The 24,817-nt window shown below is 59.0% G+C and carries 27 protein-coding genes and 2 pseudogenes; 14 read left to right on the top strand and 15 right to left on the bottom strand.

Annotated features, from left to right (window positions below; all coding sequences use genetic code 11):
- The 6 genes and pseudogenes from sucC to KGL31_01075 all read right to left on the bottom strand — a co-directional run.
- Positions 1 to 1,093 (bottom strand): ADP-forming succinate--CoA ligase subunit beta (sucC, locus tag KGL31_01100; protein MDE2320507.1); only part of this gene is annotated, 1,093 nt, incomplete at its 3' end.
- Between the two features lie 213 nt (positions 1,094 to 1,306).
- Positions 1,307 to 2,086, bottom strand: coding sequence for an SGNH/GDSL hydrolase family protein (locus tag KGL31_01095; GenBank protein ID MDE2320506.1), 780 nt, complete (start codon positions 2,084 to 2,086; stop codon positions 1,307 to 1,309).
- A gap of 99 nt (positions 2,087 to 2,185) precedes the next feature.
- Entirely contained in the window at positions 2,186 to 2,395 is a 210-nt protein-coding gene (locus tag KGL31_01090) for an addiction module protein (GenBank protein ID MDE2320505.1), read from the bottom strand.
- A 324-nt stretch (positions 2,396 to 2,719) separates the two neighbouring features.
- Positions 2,720 to 2,914, bottom strand: a pseudogene (locus KGL31_01085) (hypothetical protein).
- Entirely contained in the window at positions 2,907 to 3,176 is a 270-nt protein-coding gene (locus tag KGL31_01080) for a hypothetical protein (GenBank protein ID MDE2320504.1), read from the bottom strand. Before KGL31_01080 ends, KGL31_01085 begins: the two are co-directional and overlap by 8 nt.
- Positions 3,177 to 3,323: 147 nt before the next feature.
- Positions 3,324 to 3,962 (bottom strand): hypothetical protein, encoded by a 639-nt coding sequence (locus KGL31_01075; protein MDE2320503.1) that lies wholly within the window; start codon positions 3,960 to 3,962, stop codon positions 3,324 to 3,326.
- Between the two features lie 544 nt (positions 3,963 to 4,506).
- On the opposite strand from KGL31_01075, the gene KGL31_01070 reads away from it, so the two are divergent.
- From KGL31_01070 to KGL31_01055, 4 genes are all read left to right on the top strand, one after another.
- Positions 4,507 to 7,437, top strand: coding sequence for a DEAD/DEAH box helicase (locus tag KGL31_01070; GenBank protein MDE2320502.1), 2,931 nt, complete (start codon positions 4,507 to 4,509; stop codon positions 7,435 to 7,437).
- Between the two features lie 75 nt (positions 7,438 to 7,512).
- The gene (locus KGL31_01065; GenBank protein MDE2320501.1) at positions 7,513 to 8,136 is read left to right on the top strand and encodes a methyltransferase domain-containing protein; all 624 of its coding nucleotides are present in this window, start codon (positions 7,513 to 7,515) and stop codon (positions 8,134 to 8,136) included.
- A 115-nt stretch (positions 8,137 to 8,251) separates the two neighbouring features.
- Complete coding sequence (locus tag KGL31_01060; protein MDE2320500.1) at positions 8,252 to 8,650, top strand: bifunctional nuclease family protein; 399 nt, start codon at positions 8,252 to 8,254, stop codon at positions 8,648 to 8,650.
- Between the two features lie 36 nt (positions 8,651 to 8,686).
- Positions 8,687 to 9,565, top strand: coding sequence for a M20/M25/M40 family metallo-hydrolase (locus tag KGL31_01055; protein ID MDE2320499.1), 879 nt, complete (start codon positions 8,687 to 8,689; stop codon positions 9,563 to 9,565).
- An 11-nt stretch (positions 9,566 to 9,576) separates the two neighbouring features.
- On the opposite strand, the gene KGL31_01050 is transcribed toward KGL31_01055, so the two are convergent.
- Complete coding sequence (locus KGL31_01050; protein ID MDE2320498.1) at positions 9,577 to 9,810, bottom strand: Lrp/AsnC ligand binding domain-containing protein; 234 nt, start codon at positions 9,808 to 9,810, stop codon at positions 9,577 to 9,579.
- Between the two features lie 265 nt (positions 9,811 to 10,075).
- Here KGL31_01050 and KGL31_01045 point away from each other — a divergent pair, with 265 nt between their 5' ends.
- The 3 genes from KGL31_01045 to KGL31_01035 all read left to right on the top strand — a co-directional run bounded on the left by KGL31_01045 (position 10,076) and on the right by KGL31_01035 (position 11,672).
- Positions 10,076 to 10,387: a hypothetical protein gene (locus KGL31_01045; GenBank protein MDE2320497.1), complete on the top strand. Its 312-nt coding sequence runs from the start codon at positions 10,076 to 10,078 to the stop codon at positions 10,385 to 10,387.
- Positions 10,388 to 10,464: 77 nt separating this feature from the next.
- Entirely contained in the window at positions 10,465 to 10,998 is a 534-nt protein-coding gene (locus KGL31_01040) for a hypothetical protein (GenBank protein ID MDE2320496.1), read from the top strand.
- A 77-nt stretch (positions 10,999 to 11,075) separates the two neighbouring features.
- On the top strand, positions 11,076 to 11,672 hold the full coding sequence (locus tag KGL31_01035; GenBank protein ID MDE2320495.1) for a hypothetical protein: 597 nt from the start codon (positions 11,076 to 11,078) through the stop codon (positions 11,670 to 11,672).
- A 90-nt stretch (positions 11,673 to 11,762) separates the two neighbouring features.
- Here the strand turns inward: KGL31_01035 and KGL31_01030 are convergent, their stop codons facing one another.
- Entirely contained in the window at positions 11,763 to 12,128 is a 366-nt protein-coding gene (locus KGL31_01030) for an exosortase system-associated protein, TIGR04073 family (GenBank protein MDE2320494.1), read from the bottom strand.
- 332 nt (positions 12,129 to 12,460) lie between these two features.
- Here KGL31_01030 and KGL31_01025 point away from each other — a divergent pair, with 332 nt between their 5' ends.
- The 7 genes and pseudogenes from KGL31_01025 to KGL31_00995 all read left to right on the top strand — a co-directional run bounded on the left by KGL31_01025 (position 12,461) and on the right by KGL31_00995 (position 19,525).
- Complete coding sequence (locus KGL31_01025) at positions 12,461 to 13,090, top strand: hypothetical protein (protein MDE2320493.1); 630 nt, start codon at positions 12,461 to 12,463, stop codon at positions 13,088 to 13,090.
- Between the two features lie 88 nt (positions 13,091 to 13,178).
- Entirely contained in the window at positions 13,179 to 14,348 is a 1,170-nt protein-coding gene (locus KGL31_01020) for a M20 family metallopeptidase (GenBank protein MDE2320492.1), read from the top strand.
- Between the two features lie 94 nt (positions 14,349 to 14,442).
- Positions 14,443 to 15,131, top strand: a pseudogene (locus tag KGL31_01015) (glycosyltransferase family 2 protein).
- Between the two features lie 81 nt (positions 15,132 to 15,212).
- Positions 15,213 to 16,391, top strand: coding sequence for an anhydro-N-acetylmuramic acid kinase (locus KGL31_01010; protein MDE2320491.1), 1,179 nt, complete (start codon positions 15,213 to 15,215; stop codon positions 16,389 to 16,391).
- Positions 16,388 to 17,125: an SIS domain-containing protein gene (locus KGL31_01005; GenBank protein ID MDE2320490.1), complete on the top strand. Its 738-nt coding sequence runs from the start codon at positions 16,388 to 16,390 to the stop codon at positions 17,123 to 17,125. The genes KGL31_01010 and KGL31_01005 overlap by 4 nt, the downstream gene beginning before the upstream one ends.
- 36 nt (positions 17,126 to 17,161) lie before the next feature.
- Positions 17,162 to 18,772 carry a D-aminoacylase gene (locus tag KGL31_01000; GenBank protein MDE2320489.1) on the top strand — a complete coding sequence of 537 codons (1,611 nt, stop codon included), beginning with the start codon at positions 17,162 to 17,164 and terminating at the stop codon, positions 18,770 to 18,772.
- Positions 18,773 to 18,775: 3 nt separating this feature from the next.
- Complete coding sequence (locus KGL31_00995) at positions 18,776 to 19,525, top strand: gamma-glutamyl-gamma-aminobutyrate hydrolase family protein (protein ID MDE2320488.1); 750 nt, start codon at positions 18,776 to 18,778, stop codon at positions 19,523 to 19,525.
- Between the two features lie 106 nt (positions 19,526 to 19,631).
- Here KGL31_00995 and KGL31_00990 read toward each other — a convergent pair whose 3' ends face one another.
- The 7 genes from KGL31_00990 to radC all read right to left on the bottom strand — a co-directional run bounded on the left by KGL31_00990 (position 19,632) and on the right by radC (position 24,804).
- Positions 19,632 to 20,279 carry a hypothetical protein gene (locus KGL31_00990; GenBank protein MDE2320487.1) on the bottom strand — a complete coding sequence of 216 codons (648 nt, stop codon included), beginning with the start codon at positions 20,277 to 20,279 and terminating at the stop codon, positions 19,632 to 19,634.
- Positions 20,276 to 21,352, bottom strand: a complete 1,077-nt coding sequence (gene nagZ / locus KGL31_00985) for a beta-N-acetylhexosaminidase (GenBank protein ID MDE2320486.1) — start codon at positions 21,350 to 21,352, stop codon at positions 20,276 to 20,278. Before nagZ ends, KGL31_00990 begins: the two co-directional genes overlap by 4 nt.
- Positions 21,349 to 22,119 carry a hypothetical protein gene (locus KGL31_00980; GenBank protein ID MDE2320485.1) on the bottom strand — a complete coding sequence of 257 codons (771 nt, stop codon included), beginning with the start codon at positions 22,117 to 22,119 and terminating at the stop codon, positions 21,349 to 21,351. Before KGL31_00980 ends, nagZ begins: the two co-directional genes overlap by 4 nt.
- Positions 22,116 to 22,850: a class I SAM-dependent methyltransferase gene (locus KGL31_00975; protein MDE2320484.1), complete on the bottom strand. Its 735-nt coding sequence runs from the start codon at positions 22,848 to 22,850 to the stop codon at positions 22,116 to 22,118. The genes KGL31_00980 and KGL31_00975 overlap by 4 nt, the downstream gene beginning before the upstream one ends.
- Positions 22,834 to 23,430 (bottom strand): c-type cytochrome, encoded by a 597-nt coding sequence (locus KGL31_00970; protein MDE2320483.1) that lies wholly within the window; start codon positions 23,428 to 23,430, stop codon positions 22,834 to 22,836. Before KGL31_00970 ends, KGL31_00975 begins: the two co-directional genes overlap by 17 nt.
- Positions 23,431 to 23,512: 82 nt before the next feature.
- A complete protein-coding gene (locus KGL31_00965; GenBank protein ID MDE2320482.1) occupies positions 23,513 to 24,070 on the bottom strand; it encodes a hypothetical protein in 558 nt (185 codons plus the stop codon).
- Positions 24,067 to 24,804 (bottom strand): DNA repair protein RadC, encoded by a 738-nt coding sequence (radC, locus tag KGL31_00960; protein MDE2320481.1) that lies wholly within the window; start codon positions 24,802 to 24,804, stop codon positions 24,067 to 24,069. The genes KGL31_00965 and radC overlap by 4 nt, the downstream gene beginning before the upstream one ends.
- Between the last annotated feature and the right edge of the window lie 13 nt (positions 24,805 to 24,817).

Here is a 24,817-nt window from a genome sequence, read left to right as displayed (position 1 = left end):
TACCGGATTCAGTGAGCATGCGCTTACCTTGGTCCACATTGGTCCCCTCCATCCGGACTATGATTGGCGATGCCACCCGGAGGGAACGAACTGCGCGAATCATCCCCTCCGCCAGCCGATCACACCTGAGGATACCCCCGAAGATGTTGATCAGCACCACACTCACAGACCGATCCGAAATCAGGATGCGAAACGCGTGTTCGATCTGTTCGGCGCTGGCGCCCCCACCGACGTCCAGAAAGTTGGCCGGCTCACCGCCGACGAGCTTCACCAGATCCATGGTTGCCATGGCTAAGCCGGCCCCGTTGACCATGCATCCCACGGTGCCGTCCAGCTTGATGTAGTTCAATCCGAATCTCGACGCCTCAACTTCGAGAGGTAACTCCTCGTCCGGATCGCGGAGCGCCTTCAGGTCAGGATGACGAAACAGCGCATTATCATCGACATTCAGCTTGGCATCCAGGGCCAAGAGTCGACCCTCAGCCGTGACCACCAGCGGATTGATCTCGACCAATGAACAGTCTTTTTCCTGAAAGAGTCGGTATAGGGCCGGAAACAGGCTGGCAGCCACACTCTGGATCGGCTGCGGCAGCGCGAGTCCCAACACAAGCCGGCGGATGTGGAAGGGCTGGAGTTGGATGGCCGGATCTACGGTAACCCTGGTGATTCCCTCCGGATCTTTCGTCGCCATCTCTTCAATCTCCATCCCCCCGGTAGCACTGGCCATGATCACGGGCCGTGCTGCCCTGTGATCCAGGACGATCCCGGCGTACAGCTCGCGGCTAACCGCCACTCGCTCCTCTACCAGAACCCTCTTGACCACTTTGCCTTCAGGGCCGGTCTGATGCGTAACCAGGCGGGAACCGATAAGCCGCTCCGCTATCCTTTCTGCTTCCTGCGGTGACGAGGCCAGCGCGACCCCACCAGCCTTACCACGGCCGCCCGCGTGGATCTGGGCCTTCAGCACCACGGCGCCGCCAAGTCGCTCGACGGCGCATCTCGTCTCGGCGGGTGTCGTGACGACCTCGCCTTTTGGAATGGGCACCCCATAGGCCGCAAGGATCGCCTTCGCCTGAAATTCATGAATTTTCATGGATTACCTTCGCTGCAATTCCCTTCCCTGAATCGATCCTGTTCTACCACACACGCCATCGGCCGTTACAACCTAACGAGGAAACCCCGAGGTCGGTGGCGCTGTATGTTGTTTTCGGATGACGAACCGATACCACAGCGCAGATAGCTTCGTCAAGTTTCACGGCATGCGGCTATGCTGCGACCTTTGGCCGTCGTCACATGAAGCAGCAGGTTAGAAGGGAAGGACCTTCAAGAACGCTCCAGCAATGACACCATAACCCTCGGTGTTCGCATGGATGTCAGGCCCTAAAGGCGCCGGCGTACACATCCAGGTCCACTGGCAGATCCGCGCGACATTCAGCGGAACCGTTCCGAAGTCTGGTGATACAACCTTCGTTGCGAAGTCGGTGGTCGAAAAGGCCCCCTCTACGTCCGCTACCGGCGACCCGGCGGCTTTGTATATCGTGTCGAGCGTATCGTTAAACTTGAGGAAAGCCTGGCGGCTGTCCGTGGCGGCAGCACGACCGCCCTCTCCTTGTAGCCAGAAGGCGAGAAACGGGTCGTAGTAGTTCATCCCGACGATCGGGACACCCGGTCCGGCGGCCGCACGGAGCGCTGTGAGGATAGAAGGCAGGTTCGTCTCAACGGCGGCAGAGGCATCGGTGATGCACCTCATGTCGAGCGGCATGGTAATCGAGCAGTTCACGTCGTTTGCTCCGATGTCGATCGTGATGAGGGCCACGGATCCCTGATGGCGCTGCAGGAAGGCCACGGCCTCGTTTAGTTGGGAGCCATGCCGGTAAGAGCAGACCCCGCCGGTGATCATCGTAACCGTTGTCTCGCCGAAACATCCAAGTTTGACGTGTTGAAGGCCCGAAGTCTTGGCGCGGAGGGCGGTGAACAACTGATCGGCGTAACCCTGGGCAAATGAACCGGTCGGCTGGAACCCAGCCGCAAGCGAGTCGCCAAGCGATACGTAGTACTTAACCGCTGCGCGTGCAGCGACTGGCATCGTCAAGACTGCCATCAACACTGCGACTGTTACGACTAGTCTTGAGCAGTGAAATTTCATCGCTTTTTTCTCCTATTCTGTATGCCGACACAGATCGCACTACAACCCCGCGATCCACAAACCTGTTATTGGGACCGTTTCAGTGTCACCCCGGTCGAGCTCGTCAAGATGACGATCAAGTCCGTCCCGCTGCGCTCGGATCGGCGGCGCCGCGTCCGGTCTCATGTGGAGGCTCTCCCACAGGTCCTCAATAAGACGCAGGCGTTCCTCGGATGAGAGCTTCTCGATGTCGATAGCCGGGGTGCGCATGAAGTGATGATACGCGCCTCTGACATACTCGGCAAATTGTTCTTCGTAATGGTTAACATTGCAGCTCAGCGGCGCGTTTTCTGCATCCGCTAGATTGTGTTGTTAGCATATGCTATTTTCAATTTCGCCTTTGAATTTGGTAAATACCGCCTGCGCATCTCCTACAAGCGGTTCCATACGTTCAGGAGAGAGGTTCAGAGCATAGCCGTGGCCGAAAAAGTGGCGGAAGGCCGGATAGCGCTTCAAATCGTCCAGTAACCGGTTCGACAGGATTCCCTTTTCGGTTGCCGCAATCAGCAGATCTCTATGCCAGGATTCCCCTTGTGGGATAGGAAGTGCTTTTGCTTGGAAGACCTGCTTGAGAACATTTTCGATGCCGTTGTAGAAATTGTGAAGCAGTGCTGCTGCGCCAGCAAGTTCAAGCCTGGAGAGCGTTGAGAGCGGGCGCTCAGGTAGCGCGGAGAGTGCGCTTTCTATGGCTTCGTACTCGGCTTCAACACGAAGGCGGTAGTCAGGCATAGAGAGGTACGCTCTCCAGCCGGATGAGTTCTACGAAACGGCTTTTCGTGGACAAGTCAACGACATCGACCGGCTTGGATAGGGCGCACAGAAGTTCGCCGTAGAAGGTGAAAAAGTCCTTTTCCTCAATGCCTTCCACGCCGATGTCGATGTCGCGGCTATCCTTGTCTGGGGACAGACTGGACCCAAAGAGTACCACGTGCTTAACGTGGTACTTAGCGGCTATTTCCTCAATTATTCGTCTGTCCCTATCGGCAATCATGCGCCTAGTATAGCATGTCTTGGCGTGATTGGCCGTTATCGCAGCGCTCACGGCGTTGCGGATCAGCGAACGGGCGAACACGCGAGCTGGCTCGCGTGGACGACCGTCCGCTTGATGGCCGGCGCGAATGGCACAGTCTCTTTGGAACTATTCGGCTTCGCTCGCAGCTGCGAGTATCGGCGGCCAGGCCAGATCGATGACCCTGAGCTGCTCCCTTTCTTCATTCACCAACCGCAAGAGCACTCTTTCACGCTCGCTAAGTCTGAGATCGATCGGTTGTCCATTGTTGGCACCGATTGTTGCCAGAGTGAAGGTTTTGTTTGTAATGGCCTCAAGAATCCTACCCTGCACGTACTGCCGAACAAGCTGGTGAACCACGCCAGGTTCAAATTTCGCATTGTGATCTTGTTTCGGAAACTTGGCCTCAATGAAAACGAAGTAATCGATGTCCTCTACCAAGAGGTCAATCTCATTATCCACTACGCTCGCCACATGGGTGCGTAACTGGTCTTCTAGTACTGCAACTTTGCCTGTTGGCAAACTGTCGAAAACGCGATCATACACTTCTTTGTGGGTTACGGCGCGGTGATGTGCCCAATAGTAGTAGAGCGGATATACATTTGTCTCGCACCGCGGCCTTCTGGTCTGAACGTTCAAGAGGCATTTCTCCAGCCTCAGCGCAGTAAGTAGTAGCGTTAGGGCATGGTCATCCGCCTTGTACCCCAATCGACGACGAACCACACTTGCTTCCATTTGGTCGAGATCAATAAGTTTGTACTCGCCCATCGAAACCTCCCAAAGGAGCCGGTCGCTGTCACGCGGCGGCTCCGCCAGTCCGCATGAAACCCGAGTCTGCCACAGATTCCGAGGAAAACCCGAAAACAGAACAGCCCTTCAGGGCTCATGCCCCAAAGGGCTGTCACATACGTTCCGCCAGTTCAACTGCAGATCCCAACTGGCCGTCATTGTCCTACGCTCCATTTCAGTAGCAAAAGGGCGCCACCAAAGTTGCCAGATGGTAATACTCTCCCGAGGCTGGTGTCAATGGGAAAGTCGCGTCTAAATAGGCCTCAGAACGGCGATAGAAAGTTGTAATTGCGAACGAAGTGAAGCAATCTCGCATTGTTACACTGAGATTGCCGCGCACCCTGCGGGTGCTCGCAATGACGCAAGAAATCGAGTGTTTGCGAGGTCTATCGCTGTTCTCGGGATAGTTATTGGCTTGACACGCGTTCCCATGTCGTGATAAATGAATGGCGTATATGTGGCCAAAAACACTGGCAGACGGTATCCGGGTTGTGATCCAAAGCGCCCGAGCATGATGCGACCCGTGAAGGCACATCCGGCTGGGCGACCCTCCTTGCCTCCACCCATCCTAGAGGTCGATCGGTTTGTCGACGAGTTGCGCCGCGGGTACGCGACTCGGGGACATCCTGTCCATCTCAGGCAGATCCCTTCGAAATCGCCTAGTTATGCGGATCTCGCCGATCCCCTGCCAGGGCCGCTTCGTGATACGCTTCGTCACATCGGTGTTGACCAGCTTTACACGCACCAGTGTGCTGCTATCGAAGCGGCCCGCGCCGGTAAGCATCCGCTAGTCGTCACCTCCACCGCATCCGGCAAGAGTTTGACCTATCTCCTCCCGATCCTCGAACACCTGCTGAGTGATCGTTCGGCCAGAGCCCTGCTCTTATTTCCGATCAAGGCGCTGGAGCAGGATCAACTGAAGATGTTGCAGACCCTACTCCCCTGGGGACAGGATATCCGCGCCGCCATTCTGGACGGGGACACGCCTACATCTCGGCGAGCGAAGCTTCGGGACGATCCACCACAACTACTGCTGAGCAATCCGGATATGCTCCACCTCTCACTGCTGCCCCACCACGCCCAGTGGCGCGAGTTCTGGCGTAACCTCCGCTATGTGGTGCTCGATGAACTGCACACCTATCGCGGGGTCTTTGGCTCGCACATCGCCCACGTTCTGCGGCGTTTACGTCGGGTGGCAGCCGCCTACGGAGCGCAGCCGCAGTTTATCGCCTGTTCGGCGACGATCAGTAATCCGCTCGGTCTGTCGGAGCAACTCACCGGCCTGCCGTTTCACCTGATCGAGGCGGATGGGGCCCCGCAGCAGGGCAAGCGTTTCCTTCTGATTAATCCGATCGCCAGCCCCTATACCGAGGCGACCGACCTGCTGCTCCGCTGCCTCCGAAAGGGGTTGAAGACCATCGCCTTCGCCAAGGCCAGAAAGATCGCCGAGCTGATCGCCATGTGGGCCAGGCAAGCCGACCAGAAGCTTGGCAACAGGCTTGCGGCCTATCGAGCAGGTTTTACGGCCGACGAACGCCGAGCCATCGAACGCGGGCTGTTCAGCGAACAACTGGCAGGAGTCGTCACCACATCAGCGCTGGAACTCGGGATTGACGTGGGCGGGTTGGACGCCTGCCTCCTCGTCGGTTATCCCGGCAGCATCACCAGTACCTGGCAACGGGGCGGTCGCGTGGGCCGCGGCCGCCGGGAGGCCCTGATCATCCTGATCGCGCTTCCCGATGCCCTCGACCAGTACTTTTTCCGCCACCCCGAAGACTTCTTCAGTCGTCCCTACGAGGCGGCCATCGTCGATCCCGGCAACCATCAGATCTTGGAGGCGCATCTGGTGGCGGCGGCCTCGGAAGTGCCGTTGCGATTCGATGACTCGTTCTATACCGCTGCAAAGGATCTCATCCAGTCGCTCCACGATCAGGGCAGGTTGCTGTTGTCGGCGGATGGAACCGAATGGTACGCCCGCGAGCGCCACCCCCAGCGGCGGATTAACATCCGCTCCATGGGAGAGGCCTGTGCGATCCTTGACCAGACCGGTCGGGCCATCGGCACGATTGACGGGATTCGAGCCATACACGAGTGCCACCCGGGAGCCATTTATCTGCACCAAGGGCAGCAATACGAGAGCATGAGCCTGGACCTGATTCAGCATAAAGTCCACGCCAAACCGGTCACCGTCGATTACTATACCGCGCCACTCGCCGAAAAGGACACGGAGATCCTCGAAATCCTGGAATCCAGGGACCACCAGGGGATCCCCTACCACCTGGGCCGCCTGAAAGTCACCGAGCGGGTGCTCGGCTATGAGCGCAGGCGGATCTTCGGCCAGGACAAGATCGGGTCGTACCAATTGAATCTGCCACCCATGACTTTTGAGACCGTTGGCCTCTGGTTTGAGGTACCTGATGGGTTGAAGGCTGGCGTTGAGGAGGCAGGGTTGCACTTTATGGGGAGCATTCATGCGGTAGAACACGCCATGATCGGCCTCTTCCCGCTTTACGCCCTCTGTGACCGCTCGGATATCGGCGGGATCTCGTATCCGATTCACCCGCAGGTCGGTCGAGCGGCTATTTTCATCTATGACGGCTACCCCGGCGGGATCGGGCTGACCGAGCGCGGCTTCCAGGTCCTGCCGGAGCTGTTCCTCAAGACACGACAGCTCCTGGAAGAGTGCCAGTGCGAATCCGGCTGCCCCTCTTGCGTTCACTCACCAAAGTGCGGCTCGGGCAACAAACCGCTCGATAAGCAGGGCGCGCACCTGACTCTTCAGGGCCTGCTCGGGGAGACGCCATGGACCGATACCAAACGGTCCCATTCTCATTGGTTTTCAACCCCGTCACAACCGCAGGCGAACGAGGCGTCGGAGACTACTGCTGTCATGCCCCATGCTCTCGTCTTCGACCTGGAGACGCAGCGGAGCGCCGAGGATGTCGGCGGATGGGAACAGCGGCATCGGATGGGCCTGGCAGTCGGCGTCGTCTACGACCTTGATTGCGCCACGTTCAGGGTCTACACCGAGGAGCAGGCTGACGCCCTCATCAGCGACCTGGTCCACGCGCGCCTGATTATCGGATTTAACGTCCGGCGTTTCGACTTTGATGTACTGCGCGCCTACGCCGACCTCGACTGGAATGCCCTCCCCACTCTGGACATCCTCGAGTGTATTCACCGACGGCTCGGGTTTCGGCTGAAGCTGGATCACCTGGCTCAAGAAACCCTCGGGGAGCGGAAGTCGGCGGATGGACTGCAGAGCCTGGCCTGGTTCAAGGCGGGAGAGATCGAGCGGGTCATCGAATACTGCAAACAGGACGTCCTCCTGACCAAGCGGCTCTACGACTTCGGCCGGCAGCACGGGTATCTGTTATACCGGGACATCCAGGGGCGGGCAGTCCGGCTGCCGGTAGACTTTGATGAAAAACTGTTTTCGCAGCAGCCTCGGTAGAGTATAATGCGACATTTAGTGAAGCGTATTCTCTTGGCGGATGAGCGAACTGGAACACGGTCATCGGAGGGTTGAATGGTTGTCCTAGACTATAAGCAGATTACGCGGGCCTACGCTATCTTATCGCCCATGTACGACTTCCTGTTCGAAAGGATCTTTCACCCGGGGCGCGTCGCAGCGGTGCAACTTCTCGATGTCAAGCCGAACGAGAGGGTGCTCGAGGTGGGGATCGGAACTGGACTGAATCTCCCGCTCTACCCGCAGGACTGCCACCTCGTCGGAATCGATCTCTCCCGGCCGATGTTAAGTAAGGCCGAGGAGAAGGTGAATGAATACGGGATGGATAACGTGACCATTAAGGAGATGGACGCGTCGAAGCTGGAGTTTCCGGACGCGCACTTCGACCATGTGCTGGCCACGTACGTGATCAGCGCGGTTCCGGAACCGGTTCAGGTCCTCCGAGAGATCAAACGAGTGTGCAAGAAGAAAGGCCACATTGTAATCTTGAATCACTTCAAGAGCGAGAACCCGGTTGTCGGTACCCTGGAAGAGCTGGTGGCCCCGCTGTGTACCCGACTCGGATTTAAGACCGACCTGAAGCTCATGCCCGTCCTCAAGGAAGCGCAACTGACTCCAGAGCAGTTGCACCGCGTCAACCTTCTGAATGGCTGGCGTCTCGTTCGCTGTCTGAATGAATAAACAGCGCCGCTATTCCGCACCACCTCTGACGATTGCACTCGCCTCCTTTCTGATCGGTGTACTTTTCATCCCCTGGACTGCCGTACGAGCCGAAGAGCGCAAGGACGTATACGAAATGGAAGTGCTGGGCGTGGCCGCCACTCCAGGTGGCGACCAGACCGTCGTACTCCTTCGCGGCAAAGGGGAGAAGCGCGAGCTTACACTCTTCGTTGGACCTGCTGAGGCTCAAAGTATTGCTGTTCCTCTACAGCAGATCACACCTCCCCGCCCTTTGACCCACGATCTGATCGTTTCCCTCCTCTCCGCCTTTCACTCTCGCCTGCAACGAGTCGTTATCAGCGATTTTAAGGACAATACCTACTATGCCACCCTCTACCTTGAGACCGATGGCAAAGAGATTACGGTCGACAGCCGACCCAGTGACGCCATTGCCCTCGCGCTGCGGGCCGGTGTCCCGATCTACGCCAGCAGTAAAGCGTTGGAGGGCGCGAGTTCCAACCAGTCGTCCCGATAATCCTTTCGGCGCCCGGCCTGCCAAGGCGCCTCGCGGGTGAAGCGCATCGATCCTGTACTCCACCATATTGTCGAAGCGGTCTCCGAACCCGGGATACGGAGATACCTCGATCGGCTTGTGGGGCCACGGGACCCGTTTAACGGATATGCCGGCATGGAAGCCGCTGCCGACGCCATCGCGGAGGCCTTCAGAGGTTGTAGTCTTCAGTTCACCGAAGAGCGATTTAGGTGTGAGGGCCGCTGGTACCGGAACCTGATCGCTTCGCATCCGGGATCGTCCGGCGATGAACAGGTGTTGATAGTCGCCCACTACGACACCGTACCGAACAGCCCTGGAGCCGACGACAATGCCAGTGGGGTAGCCGGACTACTCGAGGTCGCCGGAGCCTTAGCCTGCCATCAATTCACGCATGACCTGATCTTTATCGCCTTCGCCCTCGAAGAGTATGGAAACCCGGGCAGCCTGTACTATGTGGAACGGGCGAAGGCCTCTGGCGCGTCGATTATCGGCGTCTTCGATATGGAGATGATCGGCTATACCGGCCCGACCCAGGCTGCACCCCAGGGGATCCAGGCGCCTGCGACGGGGGATTTCATCGGTGTGGTAGGAAATCGACGATCGGAGGGGCTTATTTCCCTCTTCAAAGAGGCGGCGGCCATGGTTGCCCCCTCGCTGCCTGTACAGGCTTTCGTTGTAGAGGGAAACGGGGAGAATCTTCCGCTCGTGCGCCAGAGCGATCATGCGCCATTCTGGGACGCCGGCTACCCGGCTGTCATGATCACTGATACCGCCTTCCTGCGTAACCCATATTACCACCTGCCTGCAGATACCATCGACACCCTTAATCTTCATTTTCTTTGTCAGGTGACCGCGGCGACTGCAGCGTCGGCTGCTTTGCTGGCCGACTTCGCCTAAGACCAGAACCCTTACACCGGTTCGACCACCAAGCTGGTAGTGGTCCGTGTCACCGCCGGCAGCGCCTGAACATGATTCACGGTATCCCATAGGGCGCTGAGATCCGGCGCCTCGATAAAGGCGACAACATCAATGTTGCCGGTGACAATATGCGTAAACTTAACCAATTGCAATTCCCTGATCGTATCTGCTACCTCTTCCTCCCTGGCCTTGCTCGTCGTGATGAACACGTAGGCGTGGACCATCGATCCTCCTTCAATCAGATATGCCCTTACCGCAAATGCCGCCATTAAATGGAACCAGTAAACGCGAAGCTCCTATGAAGCATCGAATAGATCAGAGAGGTTATGTGGGACTGTTGCGTATAGTGTAGGTACCACCTGGATGATGCGACTTCGTCGAAAAGTGATCATATCACGTAGCGAGTCTGCCATCCTTTAAAACTTAGATGGCGCATGTTACCATAAAAGCAGTTACACGTAGTTTAAAATATGAGAGGAGGTGGACAAGATGAAGGTTGCGAAGAGGAGTCTGGCTGCACTGGTGATCGGAATCCTGCTTATGACCGGTCTTGTGCTCGTTGTGGCGGAGCCTGCGTCGGCGAGGACCCATTTCTCCTTCGGCCTGAATCTGGCGGTTCCCCTGGCGCCCTACCCTCCGTATGCTTACCCCTATCCGCCCCCCGTATACTATCCGCCACCGGTCCCGTACTACGGCGCCTATCCCCCTTGCGCGCGGGTCTGGGTTCCGGGGTACTATGATGGCTATGGTAACTGGGTCTTCGGATACTACCGCTACGATTGTGGCTACTACGGCTATTAAGGCCGGTAGCTTGCGCCGGCCATCCCTGTAGGGTGTATTGCGCAGCCAAACCGTAACATCGTAACCAGGAGGTCACAGTGAAACGCGCCGTTGCGCTTGTGGCATTGACGGTCACCCTCTCGGGATGTGCCAGCCTTGCGGTTCGTCCGTGTGATTCGGTTGGGACTCGCGACTCGAAGTATGCCGCGCGGTTCTTCCTCGGCATCATTACCCTTGGTATCTTTGAGGCCGGCGTTCAACAAGAGCAGGCCGTCGAGGCAATGGAGGGATGGCGCTTCTGCCCACGGCCGGCGCCAGTTGCCTGGCAGAGGCCGCCACCAGCTATGGGTATGCCAAGAACGCCGGGGATGCTGGTCAACGCCACCAAATGGACCGTCGACGTGTATCTGGACATTGACCCGGCCATTGCCGGGATTCCACCACTTCTCACCCTTCGACCAGGTGAATCGCATCAACTGGCTTTGGTGGCTGGACGCCACCGAGTTGTCGCCAGGCCGACCGCAGAGACTGCTGTAGGGGCGGCATCCTCCAGGCGATACGAGCGGCAGATCGAGATCGACCCACGGGATCGAAGTTTTCAGCTTCAACTTTTCGAAGCGGACTTCAAGTAGAAGAGGTTCAGTTCAGTAGAAAACAGATGGAAGCCTTATGTACGTCGAAGTGATCTGGCGACTGTAGAGGAACGATCGTGAAGCAAAGCAAAGCAGTCATGGGAATTATCGCAAATATCCTTGTCCTCCTGCTCCTCGTTTCGGTTCCTGCTGTCTTCGCCCAAGCGGGCGGCAGAGGAGGTGGCGGGGGAGGGGCAGGCGGCGGAGGCCGCGCTGGTGGCTTCGGAGGTGGAGGGATAATCGGGGGAAGCCGGAGCGGTAGTACGGTGGGTGAAGGAGCCAGAGGCGGCATGATCGGCAGTGGCGGACGGAGCCATCCATTCCTTGGTCCCGTACACCGTCAGCACTTTCATCATGATCATTTCTTCTTCGACTTCGGCATAAGCGCCTTTGTCCCGGTTTGGTGGTGGTATGATCCTTACTACTATTACTGGGGTACACCTTCTTATTACCCCTACTACGGCGATCCGTATTCCAACTACTACGGCTATCCCTACTATTGGTCGGATCCATGCCTCTCACAAGATCCGGCCTCTGGCCCATACTGCCCTCCTGCAGCGGACAACCCTAACTACCCCGGCTACAGCGTCCCATCTGTATACTACCCGTCGCCCGCGCCACCGGTCCAGCCCGAGAGCAGCTACGAGTCGCAACCTCCAATGCGTCCTCAGTAGCCGGTACCTCCGGTCAACGACCAGTCTCCTTAGGCAACGTCTCTAACTTCGATCAGGTGGGTCAGGAGCCCTCTAATCGGTTTTTATCCTTCAGTCGGCGAGATCGGTCTTTCCGGCTTCGAACGGATACGAAGGCTTGTAGATCGGACGATGCCCTTCCAAAACCGGGAACGGGAAGGTCACTACCTCGTACAACCCGGTAAGGGTTCGCGCAATCCCCCAACTCAATCCCTCCAAGACCCCAACCGTCAGGCCGTATACCGGTCCATCCTCAAGCGTGTCGTAATAGATCGTCTTCGGCACCTCCACGACGACACCAAGTCCCATATTGGCTACTCCGCGCACCGCCTTCTGAGCCATCATCCCTGCAACGGGCTCCTCTTCCGCGAAGGCCACGGTCACCGAGCCATTCACCAGTACTGCCAATACAAGTGCCACCAGCCAAATTTGTTTCATCGTTTGTTTCATCCTCATCGCCCTCGTGTTCACCGATCATCGACCGGGCACCCACGCTGTACTCACCTGGGGTAAAATCGAAGCCGTAATACTATAGCACGGCGTCAAGAGCCGCCACAACTGGAACAGCGCAACCCGAGGCGAGATACCGCAGCGCAGGAGCAGGCCTTTGTATCTACCCGGATTGGGGAAGCACCTGGGCTCGCCCTGCATTCGATAGAAGGGGACAGGCGAAGGGCCTTTCGGACTCATTGACGAGGTCTTCACGTGGATGCTAGGATGACATAGCAAGAAGGAATCTACATTCACGCGGAAAGGAGGAGATGATGCAGATGGTCGTTTCTGTCAGACAAGGGGTAGCTTTACTGTTGTGCCTATTCCTAGTCGTCGGCGGTACGTTTGGCTGTGCAGCTATTGAAGAGCAGGTCAAGGCGCATCCCGAAACGTCCATTGGCGCCGGTGTTGGGACTGCTGCCGGCCTGTTGACCGGAGGGCTGATCTTCGGCAACGCCACCGGGACTCTGTTGGGCGGTCTTGTGGGGGGCCTTACAGGCGGCGTGATTGGCAATGTAATGGAGGCCCGATCCCAAGATCGAGCGGCAACGTCCCAACGCTACAACTACGGCCCGGCGCAGGGAACCATGCTCAAGATCGAAGCCGTCGAGGCACATCCCGCTCAGGTCCGCCCTGGCGACATAATCAACCTTAACATGAGGTTTGCCGTGTTGACCCGAAACGCTCAGCAAACCGTTCAAGTCTCAGAACGCCGACAGATCTTATTCAATAGTTCCGCCGTTGGCGACTCGACCTTGCAAGTACAGCGAATGGGTGGGACCTGGACCAGCAGCCAGCCGCTCACCCTTCCCGCGAACGCAGCGAGCGGCAGCTATCGGGTGATCATGAGTGTAAAGGCGGATGGCACAGAGGCAACCCAACAAACCACCTTCACCGTTGTCCGGTAAACGGCTATGCGCGTCTGATGCGTGGGGTCGCTCAGCTCACCCCATCGACGAGACACGCTCCGGCCGAACATAGAAGGGCGCGCTAAGGATGCCATTCAAAGACGAGATCGCTACTGCCGTCGATCGGCTCTCGAGCGAGCTGATCGCCACCAGCCGCTTCCTGCATCAGCATCCGGAGCTGGCCTACGAGGAGCAAGAGTCGGTACGACATCTGACCTCACTCCTCAAGGCGCACGACTTTGAGGTAATTGAGGGTGTTGGCGGATTGCCGACCGCCTTTGTTGCCAAGGCAGGTGTCGATCAACCATCCGCAACCATCGCCTTTCTTGCCGAATACGATGCCCTCCCTTCGCTGGGCCATGCGTGCGGCCACAACCTGATCGCCACCGGTTCCATTGGCGCTGCCCTGGCTTTACAGCCGTCTCTGGCTGCGCTCGGGGGACGAGTCCTTGTGATCGGCTGCCCCGCCGAGGAAAAGGGCGGCGGTAAGATTGCTCTGGTGAAGGCCGGTCTATTCGCCAACGTCGATGCAGCACTTCTCGTTCACCCGAGCAACCGAACCGAGATATTCAAGAGCGCGTTAGCAATGCGGGCGCTCCGGGTTGAGTTCTTCGGAAAGGCAAGCCACGCCGCGGCGGCCCCACATCTCGGCATCAACGCTCTCGATACGGTGGTGCTTGCCTTCACGAATCTTAATGCGCTCCGCCAGCAGATCCGGGACGATGCCCGGATCCACGGGATCATCACCGACGGCGGTCGCGCGCCCAATATCATCCCGGACTATACGGCCGCGCGATTCTGTATTCGGGCGCTCGACCTTGACTACCTGCACGATCTGCACCTCCGCGTAGTCGCCTGCCTCGAGGCAGCGGCCAAAGCTACGGGCGCCACAGTGACAATTCGCGAAGAAGGCGAGGAGTACCATCCGATGAAAGGCAACCGAGCGCTAGGCGCCCTCTTCCAGGCAAACCTGGAGGCGTTGGGTGAACGGGTGGAGCAGACGCCTGAGAATCAAGAAACGGGTTCCACCGATGTCGGCAATGTCAGTCAGGTGGTCCCCACGATCCACCCAACTATCGCGCTCACCGACCAATCTAGCGTGGTCTGCCACTCTGCCGCCTTCGCCGAGGCCGCCGGTGGGACATCCGGGGACCGAGCCATGCTCATCGCAGCCAAAGCACTGGCAATGACTGCGGTAGACCTACTCGCCGACTCCATCGTGCGACAGCAAATTCAGGAAGAATTTGGGAGAAAATGAGTCAAGCTCGACGAAGCGCCACAGCGTCCGCGCCAATCCACGACGCATGGCCCCGGTTTAAGCCTCAATATCGGTGTTCGCCCCAGAACACTCGATGAAGCTCTCAGTCGTCATCCCGGTCTACAACGAGCGGGACACCGTGGAGTTGCTCCTTAAGCGGGTGGAAGAGGCCCCCTACGAGAAGGAGATCATCCTTGTCGATGAGGCCTCAACCGATGGGACGCGTGAGATTCTGACCAGGTTGGCAAGGGACCACGAGATCAGGTGCGCCTCGTCCTTCACCAGGACAATTGTGGTAAGGGAGCGGCGATTCGAACCGCAGTCGAACACCTGACCGGCGACATCGTCATCATTCAGGACGCTGACCTGGAGTACGACCCCAAGGACTATCCCAGGCTGCTTGAACCCATCTTGGATGGCCACGCCGATGTCGTTTTCGGCAACCGATTCCATGGAGGTCCTCATCGTGTCCTCTACTTCTGGCACTACCAGGGCAATCGGCTTCTCACCACCCTCTGCAATATGATGACCAATCTCAATCTTGGTGATATGGAGGTCGGATACAAAGTCTTTAGAACCGAAGTGCTCCAACGACTGCGACTCAAATCAAACCGGTTCGGCATCGAGCCTGAACTGACCGTGAAGGTGGCGAAGCTTCACTGTCGCATCTACGAGGTCCCGATCGCCTATCACGGCCGGACCTATGCTGAAGGAAAGAAGATCACCTGGCGAGACGGTCTGGTAGCCCTCTATTCCATCGCCCGCTTCCGGTTGTTCGATTAAACCAATGGCGACAGACCTTGCTCACTTTTTCCCGTATCCGCCGTTGAGTGATCAGACCAATCAAGCCGTAAAACGGTAGCCATGAAAGTCATTGGCCTTATGTCGGGGACGTCGGCCGACGGGATCGATGCCGCACTTCTTGAGATCGGCTCAAACAAGGGGCTCCCGAAGCCCCGACTCCTGCACTTCGCGGTATTTCCTTTTCCGGATGCGCTTCGGGAGCGCATTTTGCGAGTAGCAGACGCTGGATCTGGCGCCACCTCTGAGATCTGTCGTATGAATGTCTTGCTTGGTGAGCTTTTCGCGAAAGCGGCGATCTCGGTGGCCCGGCGTGCCGGTGTGCCGCTACGCGATGTGACGCTCATCGGTTCGCACGGGCAGACCATCGCCCACTTTCCGAACCCCGGGGTTGAGCACGGCGTGTCGGTTCGCTCCACTTTACAGATCGGTGAACCATCGATCATCGCTGAGCGAACAGGAGTGACGACCGTGGCCGATTTCCGCCCGCGAGATATGGCCGCAGGCGGCGAGGGCGCACCGCTCACACCCTATCTACATGCGCTTCTGTTTCGACATCTCCGACGGGACCGGATTGTCCTGAATCTGGGCGGGATCGCTAATCTCACTTTCCTGCCAAAGGGGCGTGGGTTTCGCGGCGTGCTCGCATTTGACACCGGACCGGGTAACGTCTTGATCGATGGTCTCGTAGCACGGTTGAGCAGCGGGGCAATACACGTTGACCTAGACGGCCGGATCGCCGGGGCTGGAGAGGTCAACCGGCGGCTGCTGCGCTTCCTCATGGCTCACCCATATTTGAAGCGCCGACTACCGAAGAGCACCGGGAGAGACGCCTTTGGTCCACCCTTGATCGACACCCTGCTCCACCGCGCCGCAGTCCGCGGCATCACGGAGGAGGACATGGTCGCTACCGTCACCGCCTTTACGGCGGAGTCGGTGGCGCTTCATGTGAAACGCGAACTCCCGCGCAGTGCCGCTTCGGCGGAATTGATCACTTGTGGCGGCGGCGCCAACAATCCGATGCTCATCAAACAGCTTCAGGAGGCCTTGCCTGAGTGCCGTCTTCTCACCGCCAATGAGGCGCGCTTTCCCGGCCGGGCCATCGAGGCTTCAGCTTTCGCACTGCTCGCCTATCTCACCGCCCACGGCCTGCCAGGGAATCTACCCCGCATTACCGGGGCGACCCATAGCGCGATCCTGGGCAAGATTATCCCGGGACGGACATTTAGGGGGCTACGATGAACAATTCAGCGTATTACGAAGCCGTAATACAACTGCTCGGTGAGATTCAGCGGACTCAAACGGACGCGATAGACCGGGCCGCCGATCTGATCTTCTCATCCCTCGTCACTGACGGAGTCCTGCACATCTTTGGAAGTGGTCACTCCCATTCAGTGGCCGAAGAGGCGTTCCATCGCGCCGGTGGGCTGGTTCCCGTCAACACCATGACCGAGTCGTTTCTGAGCCCGCTCACGTCCCCCAAAAAGAGCGGACGCCTAGAGCGGCTGAGCGGCGTCGCCGCGATTCTTCTCGACTACCACGCGCCGCAGCGCGGAGAGGTCCTCATCATCATCTCGAACGCCGGGATCAACCCGGTCTCGGTCGAACTGGCTCTGGAGGCGAAGGAGCGAGGACTCACAGTCATCGCCATCACGTCGCTCCGCCACGCCCGAGCCGTAGCTTCTCGCGATCCCAGCGGTAGGCGCCTTTTCGAGGTGGCAGACCTCGTCATCGACAATGGCGGCGAGGCCGGCGACGGCGCCCTTGCCTTTCCCAGCCTAGCGGCGAAGGTGGGACCGACTTCACTTGTAGCCGGGGCCTTCATCATAAACTCGATCGTCTGCGGCGTCGTGGAGAGGTTCATCGTGAAAGGGCTTGTGCCACCGGTCTACATCAGCGCTAATCTCCCAGGCGGTGATGAACACAATCGCCGGCTTGAAGCGAAGTATAAAGGACGAATCATATTATTGGCTTGAGAAAGCCTCATTACTTTACACCCTGACTGATGATTTATGGCTACCTATGACTTGGTAATCCGAGGGGCTGACCTTATCGACGGGACCGGAGCCCCCGCGCGGCGGGCCGACCTTGCCGTAGCCGGCGACCGGATCGCAGAGATCGGACAGATCGCCCCCTCCTTAGGGTATCGGGTCATCGAGGCGACGGGTCTCACGCTTGCCCCGGGCTTCGTGGATATCCACTCGCACTCCGATTATCATCTTCTGCTTCAGCCGACGGCCGATAGCGCCGTTCGACAGGGGGTGACCCTGGAGATCGGGGGCAATTGCGGCTACGCGGCCGCCCCGATATGGGGACCATGGCTCGAAGAACGGGCGACCATGTACCGTGATCTCTACAGTCTCGACCATGCGTGGCAGGGGGTGGCGGAGTACTTCACGAGGCTGGAGGCAGCGGGGATCTCTGAGAACTTCGGCCTCCTGATCGGCCACAACACGCTGCGGGGCTCGGCTATGGGAGGCGCCAACCGGGAGCCGTCAACAGAAGAGTTGGAGGCGATGATCGACGGAGCGCGACGAGGGATGGCTGAGGGCGCGCTTGGTGTATCCACAGGCCTGGTGTATGCTCCGGCCTGCTTCTCCAGGCCTCAGGAGCTTACCGCGATTGCGGCCGCGGTGCGAGAGGCTGGCGGCGTGCTGACCTGCCACATGCGAAACGAAGGTGATGGGTTGCTTGAGGCGATCGAGGAGATTGTCGGCATAGCAGAGCATGCGCACATCTCTCTTCAGATCTCTCACCTCAAGACCTCCGGCGAACGCAACTGGCCGAAGCTAGTCGAGGCGTTTCGCCTCATCGAAAACGCACAGGCGAGAGGTCTTGACGTATCCTGCGACCGGTACCCGTACACCGCCTCCAACACCGGGCTTCAGGCGGTCTTACCGGATTGGGCCTTAGAAGGCGGACAACGGGGGCGGGTCGAACGGCTGCGCAACCCGGCAGCGCGCGCCCGAATTGCGCAGGAGCTGACCATGCGCTACCCAGCCGATTACTGGTCCCGACTGATGATCTCCGAAGTCACTCAGGAGGCACATCGACGATACGAAGGATTGCGCGTCAGCGAGGCGGCGAAACTGGCCGAGATGGAGTCGGTTGACTTTGTCCTCGAGCTGCTTCCGGCAGAGCGGATGCAGGTCGACGCTATCTTCTTCACCATGTCTGAAGACAACCTGAAAGCGATCCTCCAGAAGCCGTATGCGATGATCGGGTCAGACTCCGGCTGTCGCAGCCATCAGGGTCCGCTCAGTCACGGTCGTCCCCATCCGAGAACCTTCGGGACGTTCCCGCGGGTGCTGAGCCATTTTGTGCGAGAAAGGCGTATACTCGATCTGCCCACCGCTATCAGGAAGATGACCTTGGATCCATGCCGAAAGCTTGGCCTGCCGGACCGGGGGCGTCTGCAACCCGGCTGCGTGGCGGACCTGGTCCTCTTCGACCCAGTGACCATATCCGACCAGGCCACCTACGAGGCGCCGATCCAGTACCCCGCCGGCATTCACCATGTCTTCGTCAACGGGATCCCGGTGGTTGAGGCCGGTGAGCACACCGGCGCTCGACCAGGACGTATCGTGCGGAGGAGCTGTTCTGGGCCTCGTCGAAGGGGATAACGGATGCGACCGAAGATCGGGATTACGAGCTGGCACCATTGGGATGACGACGAGCGTTGGGAGGCGATCCTGGAGGCCTACCCCCGCGCTGTCCTGCAGGCCGGCGGCCTGCCGCTGATCCTACCGAGCAGCCATGCGGAGACTGCCCCGAGTCCCGTCGAAGGGCCCGCCCTGGCCGAGGCGTATCTGGACGCGATTGATGGGCTCCTCCTGACCGGAGGGGCCGACATCCACCCCTCCTTCTATGGGCAGATCGTGCTCGAACGATGCGGCGAGATCGACGAAGAGCGGGATCGTTTCGAAGTGGAGCTGGTTCACGCTGCCCGCAGCCGTGACCTACCGCTCTTAGGAATCTGTCGCGGCCTCCAGGTCCTGAACGTGGCCATGGGCGGCAGCCTCTACCAGGACCTCTCCTACCGGAAAGAGACCGACCCGGCCCATCAGAGCCTTCGAGAGCGGCGCGGGGAGCCGGCTCACCAGGTCACAATTGTGGAAGGCTCTCGCCTTGCCGGAATTCTTGAGATTCGAGAGTTGCGCGTGACCAGTACGCATCATCAGATTATCCGCGACCTGGCGCCCGGCCTCGCGGTCAACGCCGTGGCCCCTGACGGAGTCGTGGAAGGGGTTGAGGGCACTGGACGCTTTCTCCTCGCCGTCCACTGGCATCCTGAACGGATGTTCACCCATTATCCCAAACAGCTTACGCTCTTTCGAGCGCTCGTTGACGAGGCGGCAAAAGCACGTCATCGCTGAATACCCCGCCTCGAATCTCTCATCCCCCTTTTTTATAAAACGGAGTTCGGGGAGATTTGTATCTCACAAGCCGCACCTGTCGTATCAGGCGCAGCAAGCAGCGCCCCTACTGCTGCCCCATGCACTCTCCCTTCGCAGTGGCAATAAGGTCGTCGAAAGGAGGGGGCACGTCTTTGAGCGGCTCGTGCCAACTCCTCCCCTGCTCCTTCTGCTTCTCACGTAATATAATCCACATCGCGCACGTCCGACCGCTGTGAAGCCAGAGTCGAAGCCCAATACGCTCCGCGTTGATCTCCTGGGCTAAGGTATATTCGCTGCCACTCATCATGCCTTCTACGATCCCGGTCAGCAGGAGACCTCCAGGCACCACAGCGATAGCGGCAAGTTCTACGGCCTGACGACTGTCTGAGACATCTGTTTTACTGACGGGATGGGCCAGCAGGTCGTGACCCATGCTGTGGGCGATAAGCTGGACTAACTCGTCGTCGGACGCATCACGAGCTGTCGGCTGACCGATATAAATGATGCCTGGAGCGATATTCCACCCGGAGGCCCGGTCATCGCCCACAATGTGGAACGTAAACGAGCGCCTGGACACGTTTGAGGGGAGGGCCTTCACGAGCGACTGAGCGCTTCGCTCCACGCGGAGCTTCTCATCAGGGACCGACACAACTTGCAAGCCGGTGCCGGGAGCAGCGCATGCGGTAAGCGCCAGTACGATGAGCGGGACAACCATCCGGCGCCGACGCTTCATGACGGAAGCTGCGCCAGTCGCTCAATGAGTCGCCGATGGGCATCACAGCCCACAACCGTGCGGATCTCCTCGACGGAAGCGACGGGCTCGCGGCGCACTACCTGCGCCTTCGCCTTGGCGATGCGGTCACACGAAACCCGCACCCTCGCCTCGGACAGTCGTCCGGTCTCTACAGCTTCAGCCACGGCGCGGAGCGCCTGCCGCTGCGCCGCCTCGTCATGACAAATCAGCATCAGATCGCCCCCGGCCTCCAGGAACCGAACACCCGCCTCACCGGGAGGGGTGCTGTCAGCGATCCCCTGCATCAAGAGGTCGTCACTGATGACCAGACCGCGAAAACCCATCTGTTCTCGCAGTAGATCAGTCAGGATCGATCGAGACAGGGTGGCCGGCTGTTCCGGGTCCAGAGCAGGGATCAGGAGATGAGCCGTCATCAGCGCCGGGATGCCTGCGTTGATGGCGATGGCGAATGGAACAAGTTCGGCCGCTGAGAGCCTGTCGAGGTCATGCGGTACGACCGGTAGCGCCAGGTGAGAGTCAACCGTGGTATCGCCGTGGCCGGGAAAGTGCTTACCAACCGCCACCACTCCCTGGTCCGCGAGCCCTCTGAAAAAGGCGATCCCATGCCGGGCCACCATATGCGGGTCTGAACCATAGCTTCGACCCGCCATAACCGGGTTAGCAGGATTCGTGAGGACATCAAGCACCGGCGCCATATTCATGTTAATCCCGACCGCCATCAACTCCCTGGCGATCGATGCGGCTATCGCGTTGGTCAACTCCGCCGAGTCCGCCGTCCCAACCGCTTCGGCGGATGGCCACTGCGTGAAAGGGGGCTGGAGGCGAGCCACCTTCCCGCCCTCCTGGTCAATCGCGAAGAAGAGCGGCGTCAACGAGGCAACTTGAAGCGCGTCGGTGAGCGTCGCGATCTCTTCCGGGCTGCCAAGGTTACGCCCAAACAGGATCAATCCGCCAGGGGCGAGATCTCGCACAAAGGCCTCAAGAGCTTCGGATGGCTTATCGCCCTCAAACCCGAAGATGAAGAGCTGACCGATCGCCTCTCGCAGGGTCATCGCACCGTCGCCTCCTTGCTGAGGAAGGTCTGCCGGAACGCCTCCAGGTCCGAAGGCTGCACATCCGGCCATGTGCTCATCTGCTGGTAGAGCCCATTGGGATCAGTCTGCACCTGGTCGAACAGCGTCCTTGTCGCCTCAACTACCATCTTCACCCGGCGATCCATAATCGATGTGATAAGCGGTGACAGGAGCTTCGTCATAACATGGAAAAACGGGTGATCGATACGGAGATAAAAGTCTGGGTTGCTGTCCATGAAGATTCGGCTCCCTTCCCGCACTTCGCGATAGCGCAGGATCAGAACCATCCGACCGGTAAAGTGAAGGATATGCCCAAGGGATCGGAACTCTCCCTGGAACCGATAGATGCGTTGATCCCCCGTCGCAGCAATCAGCCTCGCGCCGCCTCGCAGGACGCCTCGGTCTTCTACCGTATACACGCCTTCTGCAATCTGCGTAACGGTGTAGCGCTCGAGGGGTGGGTGCAGGCGCCTGGCCAGTTGCGTCGCTAATGGCGGGTGCCTCACCAGGAACTCATAGGTACGGCGATCGCCTGCAAACCGTATCGGCGAGATTCGCCGCCGCAGAGTCGGCTGCGCGATGATCTCGCGGATCTCAGGGTCCTCAACGACCAAGCTACCTTCAAGCGCCGCCTCCGCCTTTGTCAGCGAGGCGAGCGCGACAGGCGAATCGGTCAAGGGTGAGGCGCCGGGGATAACGAGGAGTCCGATGATCACAATCAGGCCCACGCGAGGACGAAATGTCAACACGGACGATCCCGGTCGGCGCGCTGCACATGAGTTGAACGCCTCCGCATGAGGACATGGAAGAAGCCATTCAGCCCCTCGCGCTCCTCCTCGATCGCCAGGATCTCGCACCGCCCGCCGAAGATCCCGGCGAACTCACGCTTGACAAAGAAGCGGTCATAGTGGTTACGGTGGACCTGCCAGTTGCGTGTCCGCTGCTCGCCGGGATAGTGTCTGAACCTGGTGCTGAAGACCGTCAGATGGAAGTATCCGCCCGGCTTCACAAGACCCAACACCTGGTCGAAGTAGATCGGCCAGTCGGCCTTCCTGACGTGATGGAATACTCCGCTATCCAGCAGCGCGTCAAAACTGCCTGGTTTAAAGGGTGGTACGAGCGCATCGCCCAGCAGGAGCCTGATCCGTGGAGTAAGACGCTTCTCCCGTGCCCGTTTCGCCGTCGTCCTGAGAGGCGCAGCCAGATAGTCAAGACCAACGGTAAAGAATCCGGCTCTGGCGAAGAGGAGCGTATGTCGTCCCTCGCCACAACCCAGATCGAGTACCCGACCGCCCCTCTTGCGCCGCCTCAGCAGATGCGCCAATCGGCCGACAGCGGGTGTCGGTTCAGTGGATGGCCAAGGCGTCAGCCCGCCGGACTCGTAGACCTGCGCAAAGAAGCCCCGCTGCCGCCGGTAGAGACCTGTGCTGGAATCGCGCACTTCACGCCTCGTACCGGCCTCAATGCCGATGGCCACCCTCGGTCAAGCTCTTCATGTAGGCCACAAGATCGATGAGTTGCTGGACCGTCATCGTCTCGTTGTAGCTGGGCATCTTTGATTTACCGTCGGCACCGAGATACCCTTTCTTTTCATCCTTATGGTGCTTGATCCGCCACGCTACGGAGGCATTCGGGTCGATCATCGTCTCGAGGAAATACTCCGCCGGATGCATCGCCCCCATCCCTGAGAGGGCGGGTCCGACATTTCCCTGCTCGGCCTTGGGTGCGGGAAAGTCCTCACCAGCAACTTCATGACACTTGAAGCATTCAAAGTCGACAAAGACTTGCCGTCCGGCGTGATGATCTCCGGCCGGTATGGCAAACCGCCATCGTGGAGGTACCGCGAGACGAGGCTGCTGTTTCACCGGACCGGTCTGTTGCTTTATCTGCGTCGGCGGTGCCACCGCCGGATGATGGTGATGTCCACCCGCCTGCGGGGGTTCATCGCTCCACCCATTCCCGTTCCAGACCAAGAGCAGACCACACATCAGAACAGCTCCCCATATCCACATCCCGCCTTTGAGAACAGAGCGCCCATCGAACTTCGCGCCCCGCACTGCGCGCCCTCCCGCTCTCCTCCTGACCCCCATTGTCTCGCTCCCTCCCAATCTCACGATATCTCCTCGTTGCACAGATGACTCATAAGACGAAGACCCACACTGTACCCTTCCATCGCGTAATTCCACGCTCAGCGATGAGCTTGAGCCCCACCCGATAGGGCGCCTCGATTGACTTGCCCCTTGATACCGCCAACTTGCCATCTTTCGCGAGTGCGATGACCGTGATCCGGATCGTACTGTTGGACTCGATGATCGTCGGCTCTGTTGACAATCCGCCTCGGTCGGTCTTTACTCCGATTGAATATGAAATACTATCTGCGGCAATGAAGGTTCCCTCTGTCCATACCAGCCGAATGGTCGAGGTGGTAGGGTTGGAGAGGGTGAGTTGTACTTCGGCGGGCTCAGCCTTTGCTTGGTCAACCGTGAACGGCGCAGGCCCCATCCTCGTGGCCGGCTGAACCGTTACCTCGTGCTTAAGCGGAGACAGTCTGATTGGTGACTTGAGCGATCTGAGCTCTGGCGGAAGGAACTGACATCCTGACAGCAGCAACAGCCCCATCAGCCCTGCAACACCTGCAACCCTCGCTAAGTCCCGTTCAGACGAGATCTTCACCACCTCCTCTGCTTTGCCCCTCATCGCATCCGACGCCCGTCAAAGGTCGCTCCATACTGCTCAATCAGCCCTTCGTCGGCGAAGCTGTAATAGCGTCCATCACCGATAATCACGTGGTCGAGCACACCGATCTTCAGTAACCGCCCCATGGCAACCAGTTCCTCAGTAAGCGACTTATCAGTCGAGCTGGGGCGCGGGTTGCCAGAGGGATGATTATGGGCTACGATCAAGGCGGCGGCCTTATGCCGGTTGGCGAGGTTTACCAAGTCCCGGAGGTAAACCGGACTTTCGGTGAGCGACCCCTCGAAAGGGGTAGCGCTCTCCAACACCTCGTTATTACCGTTGAGCAAGAGCACTTTGAACACCTCTTTGGTCAGGCCCTGCATCTGCGGTTGAAGCCACTCGTAGACTTCTTTCGAGGAGGTCACGGCGCCCAGGACCTTCTTCTCCTCGGCCATCAGTCGACGACCCAGCTCCAGGGCGGCCTTGAGCTGGGCGATCTTCGCCAGGCCCAGCCCCTTCGCCTCTTGCAGCTCTTCGGCGCCCTTGCGGTCCAGCTCGCGCAGACCTCCGACCTTTTCTAACAGGCTGCGGGCCAGTTCTACGGCGCTCTGACCGCCGGTCCCGGTACGCAACAGAATCGCCAGCAGTTCCGCCGTCGTGAGCGCGCTTGACCCGTGCGCAAACAGCCGCTCTCGCGGCCGTTCTTCGGCCGGCCATGCCTTGATCGTTGACGCATATCGCTGCTTCGGCCCCATGTCCCCTCCGCCT

Source organism: Candidatus Methylomirabilota bacterium (genome assembly GCA_028870115.1).
In the GTDB taxonomy this organism is placed as follows: Bacteria; Methylomirabilota; Methylomirabilia; order Methylomirabilales; family Methylomirabilaceae; genus Methylomirabilis.
The sequence above is the reverse complement of the archived record's forward strand: the minus strand, read 5'-3'. Positions and strand labels throughout refer to the sequence as shown.